This is a genomic window from Leifsonia sp. Ger2509 (assembly GCF_055231915.1).
Genome location: NZ_JBUYVB010000003.1, coordinates 2,962,383 through 2,975,713, shown reverse-complemented (window position 1 = coordinate 2,975,713; position 13,331 = coordinate 2,962,383). Strand labels below are relative to the sequence as shown.

Below are 13,331 nucleotides of genomic sequence, written 5' to 3'. Positions count from 1 at the left end.
CCGTTGCGTAAAAGGCTCGTTAGATCGCCTGAGCGGTCAGTACCCAATCTCCTTGGCCGGGAGCCGGGGGGACGAAGAGCTCACCTCCATCCGGCACTGCCGCAGTGGCGACGCTAGTGCGCTCGCCGGAGCGGGGGTCGAACCAATCGATCCTGTAGACGGTGGACGGAAGACCTCGGAGCGTGCCCGCTCCTTCTTCGAATCGGTAGGTCTCGGCGAAGTAGATCACAATCGTTCGCCCCTCGTCGTCTGCCGAGACCGCCGGCCGATAGAAGAGTTCGTTCTCGCCGTTCGACGTCGCGAAAAAGCGCGGCGCGGGACGCAGGTCGGTCCAATAAAGGGACTCGTAGAGCCGTCGAAGATGCCCCATCTGAACGGCGCCCGCAAGGTCGACGCCCTCGTACCAGGGAAGCGACCCCCACGACATCCGTGCTTCCTCGGCGTCCCACGCACCGTTCCAGCAGCCTTGGGCCCCATAGCTGTAGCCGGCGCACCCGGACTGGATCGCCCGGTAGGCGACCTGCCGGACCATGAGGTCGGTCACGACACGTCGTCCTGTGTATTCGACGCTGTTGAGTCCTTCGTAGAGGCTCTCTCCCTCGATCATGGGTCGACCTGGATACTCCGCGAGATGCTCGCCCCAATACCGGGCGTCCATGTCGAGATCGCCGTGGCCCAGCTGATTGAGCGTGAACGAGAGCCATTCTTCGTCCTGGTAATAGGACGCGACGGGTCTCTCATTGGTCAGGTGGGCCGTGATCGGATGACCGTAGGCATCTGCATCCTGAATGGCCAGAGCCACGTCGCGCCACGCGTTGAGTCGGTCCGTACGACGTGCGGGATCGTAGCCTGCCACCTCGCCGCCGAGCGTCCAGACGATCGGGTAGGAGCCGTACCGCGCGACCACATAGCGCGCTAGCCGCACCAACCCGGCGGGATCCTTGTCTATGGAGTGATACCAGGCCAATCCGAGTGCGTGGATCAGTCCGGAGTCGGCGATGTACGCCATCCTCGGGTCGATCACGGTGCGGAAGTAGTCCGGGTCGATGGACGAGTAGTCCTCGCCCGCGTTCCAGAACTCGGGCGGCGACCAGGAGAACATGTTCCCCTGATAGACGCTGAAGCCCTGCTTCACACGCAGATCGACTGTCTCCCGGAACTGCGACGTCCAACCTGGCTTGTTGGCCTCATCCCACCGCTCCCAGGCGAATCGCCAATGCGTGTCACCAAGCCAGAAGAACGGTGTTCCGTCTGCGTGCTGAAGGTGTCTGCCGCCCGGTGCGACCTCGAGATAACCGTGGCGTTTGGCCGGGTGGTCTCCGTGGTACTCCAGCGCTTCGAAGGAGCCGCCCGCACCGTGGAGACCGGGTAGCTCGCGCGCTTCTCGGGTGCGATACGTCCAATCGCCAGCCGTCGGTGGCGCGAATCGCAGCCTCCAGGTGCGCCCCCCGTCCCAGAAGGCAGGGCAAGACAGGACGAGACCGTCCGGTCCGCTGAAATCCGCCGTGACCTCGGCATCGAGGTACGGGCGTGCAAGCGTGGTCTCGCTGGTCACTGTGAACTCGGCTGTGTCCCGCACTTCGACCCGCACCGCTACTCCTTCGACGTTACTCGCCTTCGATGCTGTCGCATTCCGAATCGATCGCTAGCGTCGTTGCGCAAAATCGGAGGTGCTTAGGCCTCGCCCTGCTAGGCGTGCGAGCCTATTTGAGCTGTCCTCCTGGACGGCGAAACCTTTGACTCAAGGAGCCGCAATGGCGCGTACTTTCGACCGCTACAGCGCCGTAGGCGACGTTCTGGACAATCCGGAGGCGCGCGGTGTTCTGGAACGATCCGTGCCGGGGATCTTCAGTTCATCGCTGGGCGCGGCGCTGCGCGGATTCCCGCTCGGTGGATTCCTGACGTTCTCGCTCGAACCGGACACGGCCAAGGTCGGGGAAGTACTCGCCGAGCTGGCGACTATCGAGGACACGACGCCCATCCCCGTCGAAAACAAGCCGATCGAGCCGAGCCCGCACTACGAGGACGAGACTGTCGATCGCGCCAGCGCCGCTGTCCATCTGCCCGACACCGCCACACAGTACGAGACGCTCGAGGTCGTCATCGACGGGCCCTCCCACGGCAACCCCTTCGTCGACGTCGAACTGACCGCCGATTTCACGTCCGACACCCAGCGCGTCAGGGTCGGCGGTTTCTACGACGAAGAAGGTCGCCATGTCCTGCGCTTCCTGCCGCCGACCGCCGGGACCTGGGCGTTCACCACGACATCGAATGCGCGATCGCTGGACGGACTTTCGGGGACGATCGTCGTCGCATCCGCACGTAGAGCGGGGCCCGTGCGGGTGGCCGACACGTTCGGATTCGCCTTCGTCGACGGAACACCGTTCGTGCCCGTCGGCACCACTGCCTACGTGTGGACGCACCAGCCCGACGCCCTCCAAGAGCAGACCCTCAAAAGCCTCGCCGACGCCCCGTTCAACAAGATCCGCATGGGCCTGTTCCCTAAAGACTTCCGGTACAACTCGAACGAGCCCGACGACTACGTGTTCCCACGGCACGAGGATGGCTCCTTCGACCACGAACGGTTCGACATCAGCTTCTTCCGCCGGCTCGAGCGACGGATCCGACAGCTCGACGAGCTGGGTGTCCAGGCGGACCTCATCCTGTTCCACCCGTATGACCGGTGGGGCTTCGCGCGGCTCGGCAAAACGGTGGACGAGCGCTACATCCGGTATGTGACGCGCCGCCTGGCCGCCTTCCCGAACGTGTGGTGGTCGATGGCCAACGAATACGATCTCGTCACCGCCAAACGCCCCGAGGATTGGGATCGCCTCGCCCGCGTGGTCCAGTCCGAGGATCACGCGGGCCACCTGCTCTCAATCCACAATTGGGTCGAGTTGTTCGACTACTCCGCCGACTGGGCGACCCACACGAGCATCCAGGGTGGCGGCGCCGAAATCGGCAAGCGGGTAGACGAGTGGCGGCACAAGTGGGGCAAGCCCGTCGTCGTCGACGAGTTCGGCTACGACGGAGATCTAGACCAGGGATGGGGCAATCTCACCAGCGAGACCGTGGTGGACCGCTTCTGGGCAGGCACCCTCCGCGGCGGCTACCTCACTCACGGCGAGACCTTCTACTCAGAGGATGAGGTGATCTTCTGGGCGAAGGGCGGCACGCTCCGAGGTGAGAGCGTGCCGCGCATCCGCTTCCTCAAGGACATCATCGCCGCCTCGCCGAGCGGTCGAATCGACCCTCTTCCCTCGGACTTCGATGCCGCGTACGGCGGAGTGGCCGGCAAGTATGTGCTCATCTACTTCGGCACACACCGGCCCCGTTTCCGCAACCTCATCGTCCCCGAAGGCATGCGCGCTCGAATCGAGATCATCGACACGTGGCAGATGACGATCCGCAAGCTCCCCGGCACCCACGAGGGCACCGTCCGCGTGGACTTGCCTGCACGCTCTCAGATCGCACTTCGCCTGACTCCTGCCTGAATAGGCAGAACTCGATGCTCCCGCAACCGATCGAGAGCGGAAGCGCGAGATAGTTATTTGATGACGACGAACACCGCGGGCGTTACTCACACCGTTCTGGTCAGCTGGAGCACCGACTCGCGGCACCGCTCCCAGTGGGCAAGCGAACTGGTCGAAACCCACCTGAACGCGATAGACGGGTTGACGGCCATCGATCACGGCATCAGCATCAGCACGGAAGGCCTCGAACGCGGCTTCGACTGGATGCTTGTCATCCGCTTTCGAGATCAAGGCGCCCTCGACTCGTACCTCCCGCATCCCGAGCACCTCGTCCTCGCGAACTACCTCCGCACCAACTCCGACGACATTGTCGTCTTCGACATCAATCAAAACGTGCCGACGCGGACAGACGCGACACTGTAACGCGCTCCGCCAGCTGCCGTTTGCAGCCCAGGGGTGCGCGGCACGCTTGACTGCCGCCTTTTGCGCAATGAATCGCGCCCACTGCGTGCCGCATGAAACGCTGGCGGAGCCGCGCTCGCCATGCACGGCCTTCGCGCCTCAGAGAAGACGATGACAATGAAGCCCACTCACCACCTTGATCCTCGAAAGACCGCGGACGAGCGGACGAGCCTCCTACTGGAGCAGATGACACTGCGAGAGAAGTGCTACCAGCTCACTTCGGTCCCGCCGTGGTACTTCGTGCAGCCTGATTTGAGCGCCCCGGCGGTCCGAACAGAATGGCTTGAGAAGGCGCCCGGCCACATCTCGAACTTCGGGATCGACGACCCCCGCGCATTCGCGAACGTCGTCGCAGAGATGCAACGTGTCGTCGTCGGCGAAACCCGGCTCGGCATCCCACTGCTCATCCACAGCGAGGCTCTGAGCGGGTTCATGAGCGGTGGCCACATGGTGTTCCCGACCGCGATAGGACTCGCCGCGACCTGGAGTCCTGAACTCGTGCAGGACATGGCGAAGGTCATCAGTCGACAGATGCGACGACTCGGGTCCCGCCAAGCCCTCTCGCCCAACATGGACGTCGCGGTCGACCCACGGTGGGGTCGCGTCCACGAAACCTACGGAGAAGACCCTTACCTCGTCGCAGCCAACAGTGTTGCCTATACACGCGGGCTGCAGGGGCACGATCTCACCGAGGGCGTCATCGCAACGTCCAAGCACTTCGTCGGTTACTCCAAGCCCGAGGCCGGGATTAATCTTTCCGCGTACGAAGGCGGCCGTCGACTCACCCGGGATCTCTTCGCCTACCCGTTCGAGGCGGCGATCCAGCTTGCAGGGTTGGCTTCGGTGATGAACAGCTACGCCGACCTGGACTCGTCCCCCGTCGCAGCCTCCCGTGAAGTCCTGACCGATCTACTTCGCGGGACCCTCGGGTTCACGGGCTTTGTGTCGGCGGATTACATGACGCTGGAGCACATGGTCAATCGACAGCGCGCCGCCTCCAGCGCCGCGGACGCGGGGCGTCTCGCAATCACTGCCGGCCTCGATGTCGAAAACCCGATCCCGTTTGGATACGGTGACACTCTGGCGGCTGAAGTCGAGCGTGGCGCGGTCGACGTCTCCTTCGTGGATACTTCCGTGCGCCGCGTCCTGACCGCGAAGTTCGCCCTTGGGCTGTTCGAGAACCCCTACCCTCAAGAACGCATCGACCTGCCGGAAATCGTTGCCGAAGGGCGCGAATTATCCTACGAGTTGGCGCGACGATCGGTCGTTCTGCTGAAGAATGACGATGAGCTGCTTCCGTTGAAGGCGGGGGCGCACTCGATTGCGATCATCGGACCGCACGCAGACGCGCTCAAGCTCCAGTTCCCCACGTACACGTACCCGGCGTTCCGCGAGATGACACGGTTCATGTCCGGTGGCGGCATGGGAAACATGGTCGGCGTGGACCCCGGCATGGCCGCTTGGAACAACGCATTGCTCCCGGAGACGACGACGGAGGACTACGTACGCGAGATCTTCGGCGCGACCACGCTGGCCGAGGAGATCGCGAAGCGCGCCACCAGTTCGACATCTAATCCGGGCAGCACCCTCACGCGGGATCTCGACGAACGAGAGCTCGAGCGCGCAGAGTCCGCGGCGGCCGAGGCGGACATCGTTGTGCTCGCGCTCGGTGGCGCGAGCCTCTGGTTCAACGGCGAGCGCACAGAAGGCGAGGGCAGCGACTCTGCGAACATCGATCTCCCGGCCGCACAGCGCAGACTAGCCGAAAAGATCGTCGCACTGGGAAAGCCGGTGGTTGTCGTCCTCTTCCAGGGCCGCGCATACGCGTTGCCAGACGCCGTCCGCGATTCCGCTGCGGTGGTAGTCGCTCCTTACGGGGGTCCCTACGGCCCCGCTTCCGTTGCAGAAGTCATATTCGGAGAGATGAACCCGAGCGGAAAACTCCCGTACAGCATCCCCCGGCACAGCGGTCAACTCCCGATCCACCACCACCAGAGATGGGGCTCCGGCCATCGGAACCCGCTTCCACCGGACGTCGACACGCTCTACCTCGACATGGATGCATCACCTCAGTACACGTTCGGTGAGGGCGAGAGCTTTACGACGTTCGAGCTGTCCCACCTGCGTGCCGAAGACGTGGTCCCTTCGGATGGCGAGTGGGTCGTCGCAACAACGATCCGTAACACGGGTTCCCGCAGCGGTGCGGCAACGCCACAGCTCTACCTGAGCCTCGCGGGCTTCGGCGTGACGCGTCCATCACAACAGCTCGCCGGCTTCACCCGGGTGGAGCTCCAACCCGGCGAGGCCAAGCAGATCACCATCAGGGTCTCCGCCGCTCAACTGGGCTACACGGCGCTGGATCGGCGCTTCGTCGTCGAGCCCGGACCGGTTGAGTTCTTCCTCGGCTTCAACTCGGCCGACCGCCGCCAGTCGGGTCGCTTCACCATCACCGGCGAGCGGCGAGAGCTCCGTTCTCGCGACAGGTCATTCCTGTCGGTCGTCGACGTCACCGAGGCCTGAACGGTGTTTGTGAGATCTCAGCAAGGAGTAGACCATGCACTACGGCGGCGACTATAACCCGGAGCAGTGGCCCGAGGAGGTCTGGCCCGAGGACGTCCGATTGATGCAGGAGGCCGGCGTCACCATGGTGAGCATCGGGATCTTCTCCTGGTCGCGAATCCAGCCGGAGGAGGGTGTCTTCGTCTGGGATTGGCTCGATCGGATCATCGATCTGCTGCACGAGGGCGGAATCGCGGTCGATTTGGCAACCGCGACCGCTTCGCCTCCGCCATGGGCGACGATCGAATACCCCCGGATCCTCCCGCAGGACGAAACGGGGACGATCCTCGCACCGGGCAGCCGCCAGCACTACGCGCCGACGTCGCCGGACTATCGGCGTCTGGCAGCCGAGCTCTGCCGCACCATCGTTCAGCGATACAAGGACCATCCCGCAGTGGTGATGTGGCACGTCAACAATGAGTATGGATGCCACGTTTCGCGCGACTATTCCGACAACGCACGTGACGCCTACAGGATTTGGCTCGCCGAGAAGTACGGCACTGTCGAAGCGCTCAACCAAGCTTGGAACACCGCCTTCTGGTCGCAGCTGTACCAATCCTTCGACCAGATTCTTCCTCCGTCGAAGGCGCCTGCGTTCCAAAACCCCGGTAGCCTCCTCGACTTCAACCGGTTCTCATCCGACGCGCTCCTTTCGCTTTTCACGATGGAGCGAGACATCATCCGTGCGAGCGGTGCAACCCAGCCGATCACGACCAACTTCATGGGCAGTGCCCCCGTCGCCGACTACTGGAAATGGGCGAAGGAGGTCGACCTGATCAGCAATGACTCGTATCCCGACCCAAATGATCCAGAGATGTTCCGGTACTCGGCTTGGGGATTCGACTTGATGCGCTCCCTCAAGCCGGAGAAGCCCTGGCTTCTCATGGAACAGGCTTCGAACGCTGTTCAGTGGCGACAGAGCAATGCACCCAAAGCGCCCGGCGAGATGGCCGCGCTGTCGATGCAGGCTGTCGGTCGTGGCGCCGACGGCATTCTATTCTTTCAGTGGCGACAGTCCCGCGCTGGCGCCGAAAAGTTCCATTCCGCCATGCTGCCGCACGCGGGTACTACCACACGCACGTGGCGAGAGGTCAGCCGTTTGGGTTCCGACATCGCAGCCTTACCGCCCCTCACTGGAGGTTCTGGCGCACACGTCGCGCTCGTGTTCGACTGGGAGAACCTCTGGGCGCTGAACGGGGGCCCCTTCCTTACCGCCCTTGATTACAACGCATTGGTGCAGCGCTGGTACGTCGCCCTTCATCGACTGCACGTCGCCGTCGACATCGTGCCGCCGACGGCCGATCTCAGTGCGTACCGCGTGGTGGTAGCGCCGCAGCTCTACCTCCTGACGGATGCGGGCGCGGCCAACCTGTCCGCGTTCGTCGAAGGAGGTGGCCACCTCTTCGTCTCAGCGTTCACCGACCTGGTCGATGAAACGGATACGTTCCGCGCGGGCGGATACCTGCAGGGGTTGGGGACGACTCTCGGAATCCGGATGGAGGAGTACACCGCCCTTGTCCCACCGGGCGCCGACGGGCCGGGCCAAGCCGTCGCGACCGTATCCCTGCCGGGGGCGCTCCTGCGAGGCGAGTATCTCGCGGAGGAGATACTCGCCGTCGAAGCCGAGGTGCTCGGCAACTTCGTGGACGGACGTCTGCGAGGTCGGGCCGCATTCACCATGCGCGATGACGGTGGCGATGCCGGCCGAGCGTACTATCTGGCAACAATCCCGGATGATGACGGGATGCGAGAGGTGATGACCTACATCCTCGGACAGGCGAGTGTTGAGCCGGTACTTCCGGGGCTCGGCAAGAGGGTGGAGGCTGTCCGACGTGGCGATCATGTGATCATAACGAACTACGACTGTACGGACGTGACCCTCTCGGTGAGCGGGACAGACGCCATGACCGGCGACGCCCTGGACAAGGTCGTACTGGCTCCCTTCGCGTGGACAATAGCTCACGCTCCGCTCCTTTAGGCCGTCCAAATCATTACGAGGTTCGCTCGGCGGGCGCCGCAAGAGCGCGAGAAGTCGATCCATCCGCGGCTTCACTCCGCCGAGTACCAAACCCCGTATGCGCACCGGCTGCCGCACTCGCAGAACAGCAAGCGAAGTTGGCGGCGTTGCCGACGTTGAGGGCCGTCGTCGAGGAGAAGCTCGAACTGCGGTGGTCCCCGCAGCAGATCTCGATGTGGTTATCTCGGCATTACCAGAACGATCCGGAGATGCGGGTGAGTCACGAGACGATCTATATGTCGCTTTTCGTCCAGGGGCGCGGCGCTTTGCGGCGCGAACTCCACGAGGCGCTCCGGTCCGGTCGCGCGACGCGACGCGCGAAAACGGAGTTACCGGTCGGCCGGGGGAAGATCCCGGGCATGGTGATGATCTCCGAACGCCCTGCTGAGGTGGCCGACCGGGCCGTGCCTGGGCACTGGGAGGGCGACCTCATCATGGGCAGACGGAAGACCTCGATCGGCACGCTCGTGGAGCGGACCACCCGCTACGTGATGCTCCTCAGGCTCGAACGCTACAGCGCGGACGAGGTCCGTGAGGCGATGGCGAAGAAGATCCTGACGCTGCCTGAAGCGCTGCGTCGCTCGGTCACCTGGGACCAAGGCAAGGAAATGGCCTCACACGCCCGCTTCACCATCGATACCGGAGTGCAGGTCTACTTCTGCGATCCGAGGAGCCCTTGGCAGCGCGGGACGAACGAGAGCACGAACGGCCTGCTCCGTCAGTACTTCCCGAAAGGCTCAGACCTCTCAGCCCATACCGAGGCCGAGCTGGACGAAGTTGCCCGACTCCTCAACGAACGCCCTCGACAAACCCTCGGCTGGATGACACCATCAGCGCAATTCACCCAGCTCGTTGCAACCACCGGCTGAATCCGCCCCTGACACATAACAATTCCCAAGCAAGTGAAAACCCCCGGATCCCTTGTAAACACTGGGATCGCGGGGGCTTGCGCGTGGCGGTACCGGTGGGATTTGAACTCTAATTCGACCCCTCATAACTCAACGGAGTTAGCCAACTTCCGCGGAAAATCAAGGGATTTGGGTCCCCGATGATCTCATTGGATCGAGTTGGATCTTCCTCAGTTGTAGTCAAAATGTAGTCAAGCCAGCATTCCCGAGGGGGTCTGCTGCTGTGATGTATCAGGACATGCCTGACGAAACTGCATCAGGACATGCCTGACGAAACTGCATCAGGACATCCCTGACACTTGGTGTATCAGGACATCCCTGACTGTGCAACTGACGGAGGCCGTCGCAAGCGCGTAGCGTCGATGAGCCGTCGCCCGTACTCTGGTTTGAGGTCAGACCACGACAGGGGACAAGATGCGGCAAGACACCGAGGTAGCCCTAAAGCGGTTTGACGTCAGTACATTCGGGCGGTCCGGCATCATCGAAAAGCTGGAAGAGAAGATCACCGCCGACGAGACGGTGATCTACATCGCGCCGACGAACGCGACGGTCACGACGACGGCCACCCGCAAGACCGAGAAGCTACCGGGCGGAATTGCATTGACGTCCAAGCGGATCCTCTTCACGTATAAGGTGCTGTTCGAGCACAAGACGATCTCGGTAGACCTCGCTCAGGTCCAGAGCGTGAACAGCCGCGGGAACTCGATGACGGGTGGTCATGTTGAGGTACTAACGATGGTCAACACGATCGAGTTCCTCGTGAAGTACAAAAAAGAAACCATCGCGGCAATTCAGCAGGCGTTCGAGACGGCCGTCGCTGCCACGAAGACCCCGCATGTGACCACCCAACCTGCCGAGCCGGACGTGCTGGCACAAATTCAGAAGATGGCGGAGCTGCAAGCCGCCGGCATCTTGACCGAAGCCGAATTTGCACAAAAGAAGGCCGAGCTGCTCGGGCGGCTCTAGTGCGTGGACCAAACACGAGTGAATGGATTGCATGTGCAGGATCCGGAGGTGCGGGCAGCGGAGGCAACGGCGCTACCTCCGCGCGGGATGCTCGATAGGGGATCGTGATTTGCACCGTGCGGGCAGCAGCATCGGCACTCAACGTTCACGAGTGCTGCGGCTACTCAGCGGGTCTGAGGTAGGAGGCTACCCTCCGGAAGTCCTGCGGCGCTGTCGAATGCGTTTTGGAAGTCGCTGAAACTAGTGGAGCCAATCTGCGATGCGCCGATCTTGCCATTGTCGATCGACTGGCATCCCGTCGTCTTCCACCAGAGGCTGACGTCGGGGTGATGCGGGTAGGAGAAGGCGAGAATGGCGAAGGCGCCCGTGTCGTTGGGGCAACTGACTGAGCCAGTGGGCTGCTTGAGGGACAGATGTATGAGGGCGTGGGCGACGCGTCGTGCCTCGCTGGCGTTCAGTGTCATCGCCAGGTGTTTGCTCGACGGATTGAGACTCCCGCTGTAGGCGCAGACCAGTCCGGCATCCGGCGAGATACCGGCGGGTAAGAGACTCGAGTCGCCGGGGTCGGTATTCGCAACATCCCGGGCCTTTGTCACAGCAGGCGGGCAACCATCTGCAGCTGTGAGGCTGATTGTCGGGGTACGTGGAGTGTCCCAAGAACCGTCGTCACCGCAGCCTGTCAACACCAGGCAGGCGCCGAAAATTGACAGGGCAGCGATCGTGATCCGTCCTCGCCGCATTTCCCTCCGATCGTCGTGGTGTACCCGATGGCCTGACCGTACCGCACTCAAAATGATGGAGTCGAGTAAATCGACCGCCCCGACGGGACGCTCGCACCGGGGGGGACAGTGCCAGCGTTCGCGACAATGAGCCCGCACGGCGAATTCGCCAACCTAACGGCATCAACGCTCGTGGGTGCCGCGCACAAAAGGCACGCTAGCGGATCCGCCTGCGGACAGATTCATGTCTAGCGATCCGCGGCCGCGGCCATTCGCTTCGAAATCTGCCACATAGATTCGATGAGCACATCGCGGCGCATTTCTGCTTCTTCGCCCGAAATTCCAGACGATGGCTTGGGGTCAACTACCTCAAGAGGCCGGCCCATCCCCGCACCGGAAGCAGCGAGCAGTTTTGCTGTGGCCAGATGACTCCCGTCGAAATCAGGGGCTGTCAAGATGCGATCCTTTTCGCGGAACCAGTCTGCAGACTCGGGATATCCACACACCTCGAGGAGTTCGATAGCGGCTGCCACGTCGCGGCGAAGTTCGTCAACATCAACAGTCACGCCCTCATTCTCCTAGAACGGATCAACTGCGCCTATCGAGGATAACGATTCAGCCAGTGTGAAGCCCCCAAGTCAATCCATCACCGGACATCGACCGACGGCTGAATTCGATCGATCGGAGGTAACCCAGTTGGTGGCTGTTCGGTAATCCAGTAGTACTCGAGTGCCGAGAGCCGGCCGTCCCCGATCCACAGCATCATTCCTCCGACGGTGCTGCCGCTAGCGTCGACCACATCGACGCCGCTGTTCTGCGCTGGGTAGCGGCCGTCTGACATGTGCAAGGTAGGCGTGCTCGATGGGATGTCGAGCTCAAGCATCGTGATTGGCCCGTGGACCGCACGCAGAGCCGTGATCTGCGACTGCTCCACCGCAGTGAGGGTGCCGCGCTCGACTTCGAGAACCCGTGCGATTGTCGCGCGCACTTCGCTCAGGCTAGGCGCTTCCATGAGCAGATCATGCCATGCGCTAGGCGGCACGTGTGCGGATCCCTGAGCGGGGCGTCCAGCTTCACGGAGGTCATGTCCTCGACGCTACCGACCTAGCGAACATCTATAGTGACAGACCTCTGGGAACAAGCTTGCGTCGCGCGCGGAATCTGAACGGACCGTTACCCTCTGCGAACTGGTCTGTCAGTGTGTGTCAGGGAATGCGTCGGCGGACCTTGCGACCGCTCGGGCGTAGCGCTCGGAAAGCAGCTGGAGCCGGGGTAGAAGTTCGGTGGGGGATTCGACGGTGAAGTCCATCATCAGCATCCCGATGTAGGCGGCGACTGTGTCCAGGCTGTCCGCGCCGGTAACCAGGACGCAGGACTCCTCGTCGATGGGCTCGACGACACCGACGGTCGGGTTGATGCGGTCGAGCACGGACTGGGCGGGTGCGGCGATCCGCAGACGCGCGTGCACCGCCCACCCGCTGGCGGCGATCGTCCGCATCGCGAACTCGGTGTAGTCCCCGCCCGGAAGCGGTTGCGGTTCGAAGCGGCGGCGGGTGGGCAGCCGCAGGGACATCCAATCGACCCGGTAAGTCGCCCACTCACCGAGCGCCGGATCCCGCGCCACCAGGTGCCATCGCCGCTGCCAGCTGAGCAGACGGTATGGCTCGACGAGGCAACGCGCATCCTGGTAGTCGAACCGTAGCCATTCGATATCGCGGATCGCCGCGGCCACGGCGCCCAGGACCGCCGGGTCCACCTCGGGGTCGGGGGCGTCCGTGCCGATGTTCTCCTGGCCCCGCTCGATGGTCGAGCCGAGAGCATCGACCATCGGACGCAGGCGCGATGGAAGCACCTGCTCGATCTTGGCGCGCGCGCGTGCGCCGGCCTCCGCGATCCCGGTCACGCCTGCTGCAACCTGAAGCCCGACGGTCACCGCGACCGCTTCCTCATCGTCCAGGAGCAGTGGGGGGAGTCTTCCTCCTGCGCCGAGTCGGTAGCCGCCGACGGGGCCGCGGGCCGCGTCGACCGGGTATCCGAGTCCGCGAAGCCGTTCGATGTCGGCGCGCACCGTCCGCCCGCTCACGTGAAGCCGCTCCGCGAGCTCGGCGCCGGTGCGCGCCGAGCCGGTCTGAAGCAGGGAGAGGAGGGTAAGCAACCGGGCAGAGGGACTGGACATCGGACCTTCCCGGGTTGGATTATTAGGCGCAAATCCAGCCTAATAGCTCCG

The 13,331-nt window shown here is 63.2% G+C and carries 11 protein-coding genes; 6 read left to right on the top strand and 5 right to left on the bottom strand.

Annotation, left to right across the window (positions count from 1 at the left end):
* Positions 1-19: 19 nt before the first annotated feature.
* Positions 20-1,591: an apiosidase-like domain-containing protein gene (locus tag ACV7NN_RS14400; RefSeq protein WP_463350256.1), complete on the bottom strand. Its 1,572-nt coding sequence runs from the start codon at positions 1,589-1,591 to the stop codon at positions 20-22.
* Between the two features lie 163 nt (positions 1,592-1,754).
* On the opposite strand from ACV7NN_RS14400, the gene ACV7NN_RS14395 reads away from it, so the two are divergent.
* From ACV7NN_RS14395 to ACV7NN_RS14370, 6 genes are all read left to right on the top strand, one after another.
* Complete coding sequence (locus tag ACV7NN_RS14395) at positions 1,755-3,494, top strand: DUF5605 domain-containing protein (protein WP_463350255.1); 1,740 nt, start codon at positions 1,755-1,757, stop codon at positions 3,492-3,494.
* Positions 3,495-3,554: 60 nt separating this feature from the next.
* Complete coding sequence (locus ACV7NN_RS14390) at positions 3,555-3,896, top strand: Dabb family protein (protein ID WP_463350254.1); 342 nt, start codon at positions 3,555-3,557, stop codon at positions 3,894-3,896.
* 225 nt (positions 3,897-4,121) lie between these two features.
* A complete protein-coding gene (locus tag ACV7NN_RS14385; protein WP_463350253.1) occupies positions 4,122-6,455 on the top strand; it encodes a beta-glucosidase in 2,334 nt (777 codons plus the stop codon).
* A 34-nt stretch (positions 6,456-6,489) separates the two neighbouring features.
* Positions 6,490-8,472, top strand: a complete 1,983-nt coding sequence (locus ACV7NN_RS14380) for a beta-galactosidase (RefSeq protein WP_463350252.1) — start codon at positions 6,490-6,492, stop codon at positions 8,470-8,472.
* A gap of 137 nt (positions 8,473-8,609) precedes the next feature.
* Positions 8,610-9,380 carry an IS30 family transposase gene (locus ACV7NN_RS14375; RefSeq protein ID WP_463350251.1) on the top strand — a complete coding sequence of 257 codons (771 nt, stop codon included), beginning with the start codon at positions 8,610-8,612 and terminating at the stop codon, positions 9,378-9,380.
* 453 nt (positions 9,381-9,833) lie between these two features.
* Positions 9,834-10,385, top strand: a complete 552-nt coding sequence (locus tag ACV7NN_RS14370) for an SHOCT domain-containing protein (RefSeq protein ID WP_463350250.1) — start codon at positions 9,834-9,836, stop codon at positions 10,383-10,385.
* Between the two features lie 164 nt (positions 10,386-10,549).
* Here ACV7NN_RS14370 and ACV7NN_RS14365 read toward each other — a convergent pair whose 3' ends face one another.
* The 4 genes from ACV7NN_RS14365 to ACV7NN_RS14350 form a co-directional block, all read right to left on the bottom strand.
* Positions 10,550-10,849 (bottom strand): hypothetical protein, encoded by a 300-nt coding sequence (locus ACV7NN_RS14365; RefSeq protein ID WP_463350249.1) that lies wholly within the window; start codon positions 10,847-10,849, stop codon positions 10,550-10,552.
* A gap of 503 nt (positions 10,850-11,352) precedes the next feature.
* Positions 11,353-11,670, bottom strand: coding sequence for a hypothetical protein (locus ACV7NN_RS14360; protein ID WP_463350248.1), 318 nt, complete (start codon positions 11,668-11,670; stop codon positions 11,353-11,355).
* An 80-nt stretch (positions 11,671-11,750) separates the two neighbouring features.
* Positions 11,751-12,092: a hypothetical protein gene (locus ACV7NN_RS14355; protein ID WP_463350247.1), complete on the bottom strand. Its 342-nt coding sequence runs from the start codon at positions 12,090-12,092 to the stop codon at positions 11,751-11,753.
* A gap of 207 nt (positions 12,093-12,299) precedes the next feature.
* A complete protein-coding gene (locus ACV7NN_RS14350) occupies positions 12,300-13,280 on the bottom strand; it encodes a helix-turn-helix transcriptional regulator (RefSeq protein ID WP_463350246.1) in 981 nt (326 codons plus the stop codon).
* Between the last annotated feature and the right edge of the window lie 51 nt (positions 13,281-13,331).

Bases quoted from the DNA above. Each gene is read 5' to 3' on its own strand.
- ACV7NN_RS14380 (WP_463350252.1), top strand. From the start codon at position 6,490: ATGCACTACGGCGGCGACTATAACCCGGAGCAGTGGCCCGAGGAGGTC.
- ACV7NN_RS14350 (WP_463350246.1), bottom strand. From the start codon at position 13,280: ATGTCCAGTCCCTCTGCCCGGTTGCTTACCCTCCTCTCCCTGCTTCAG.
- ACV7NN_RS14385 (WP_463350253.1), top strand. From the start codon at position 4,122: ATGACACTGCGAGAGAAGTGCTACCAGCTCACTTCGGTCCCGCCGTGG.
- ACV7NN_RS14370 (WP_463350250.1), top strand. From the start codon at position 9,834: ATGCGGCAAGACACCGAGGTAGCCCTAAAGCGGTTTGACGTCAGTACA.
- ACV7NN_RS14390 (WP_463350254.1), top strand. From the start codon at position 3,555: ATGACGACGAACACCGCGGGCGTTACTCACACCGTTCTGGTCAGCTGG.
- ACV7NN_RS14395 (WP_463350255.1), top strand. From the start codon at position 1,755: ATGGCGCGTACTTTCGACCGCTACAGCGCCGTAGGCGACGTTCTGGAC.
- ACV7NN_RS14365 (WP_463350249.1), bottom strand. From the start codon at position 10,849: ATGACACTGAACGCCAGCGAGGCACGACGCGTCGCCCACGCCCTCATA.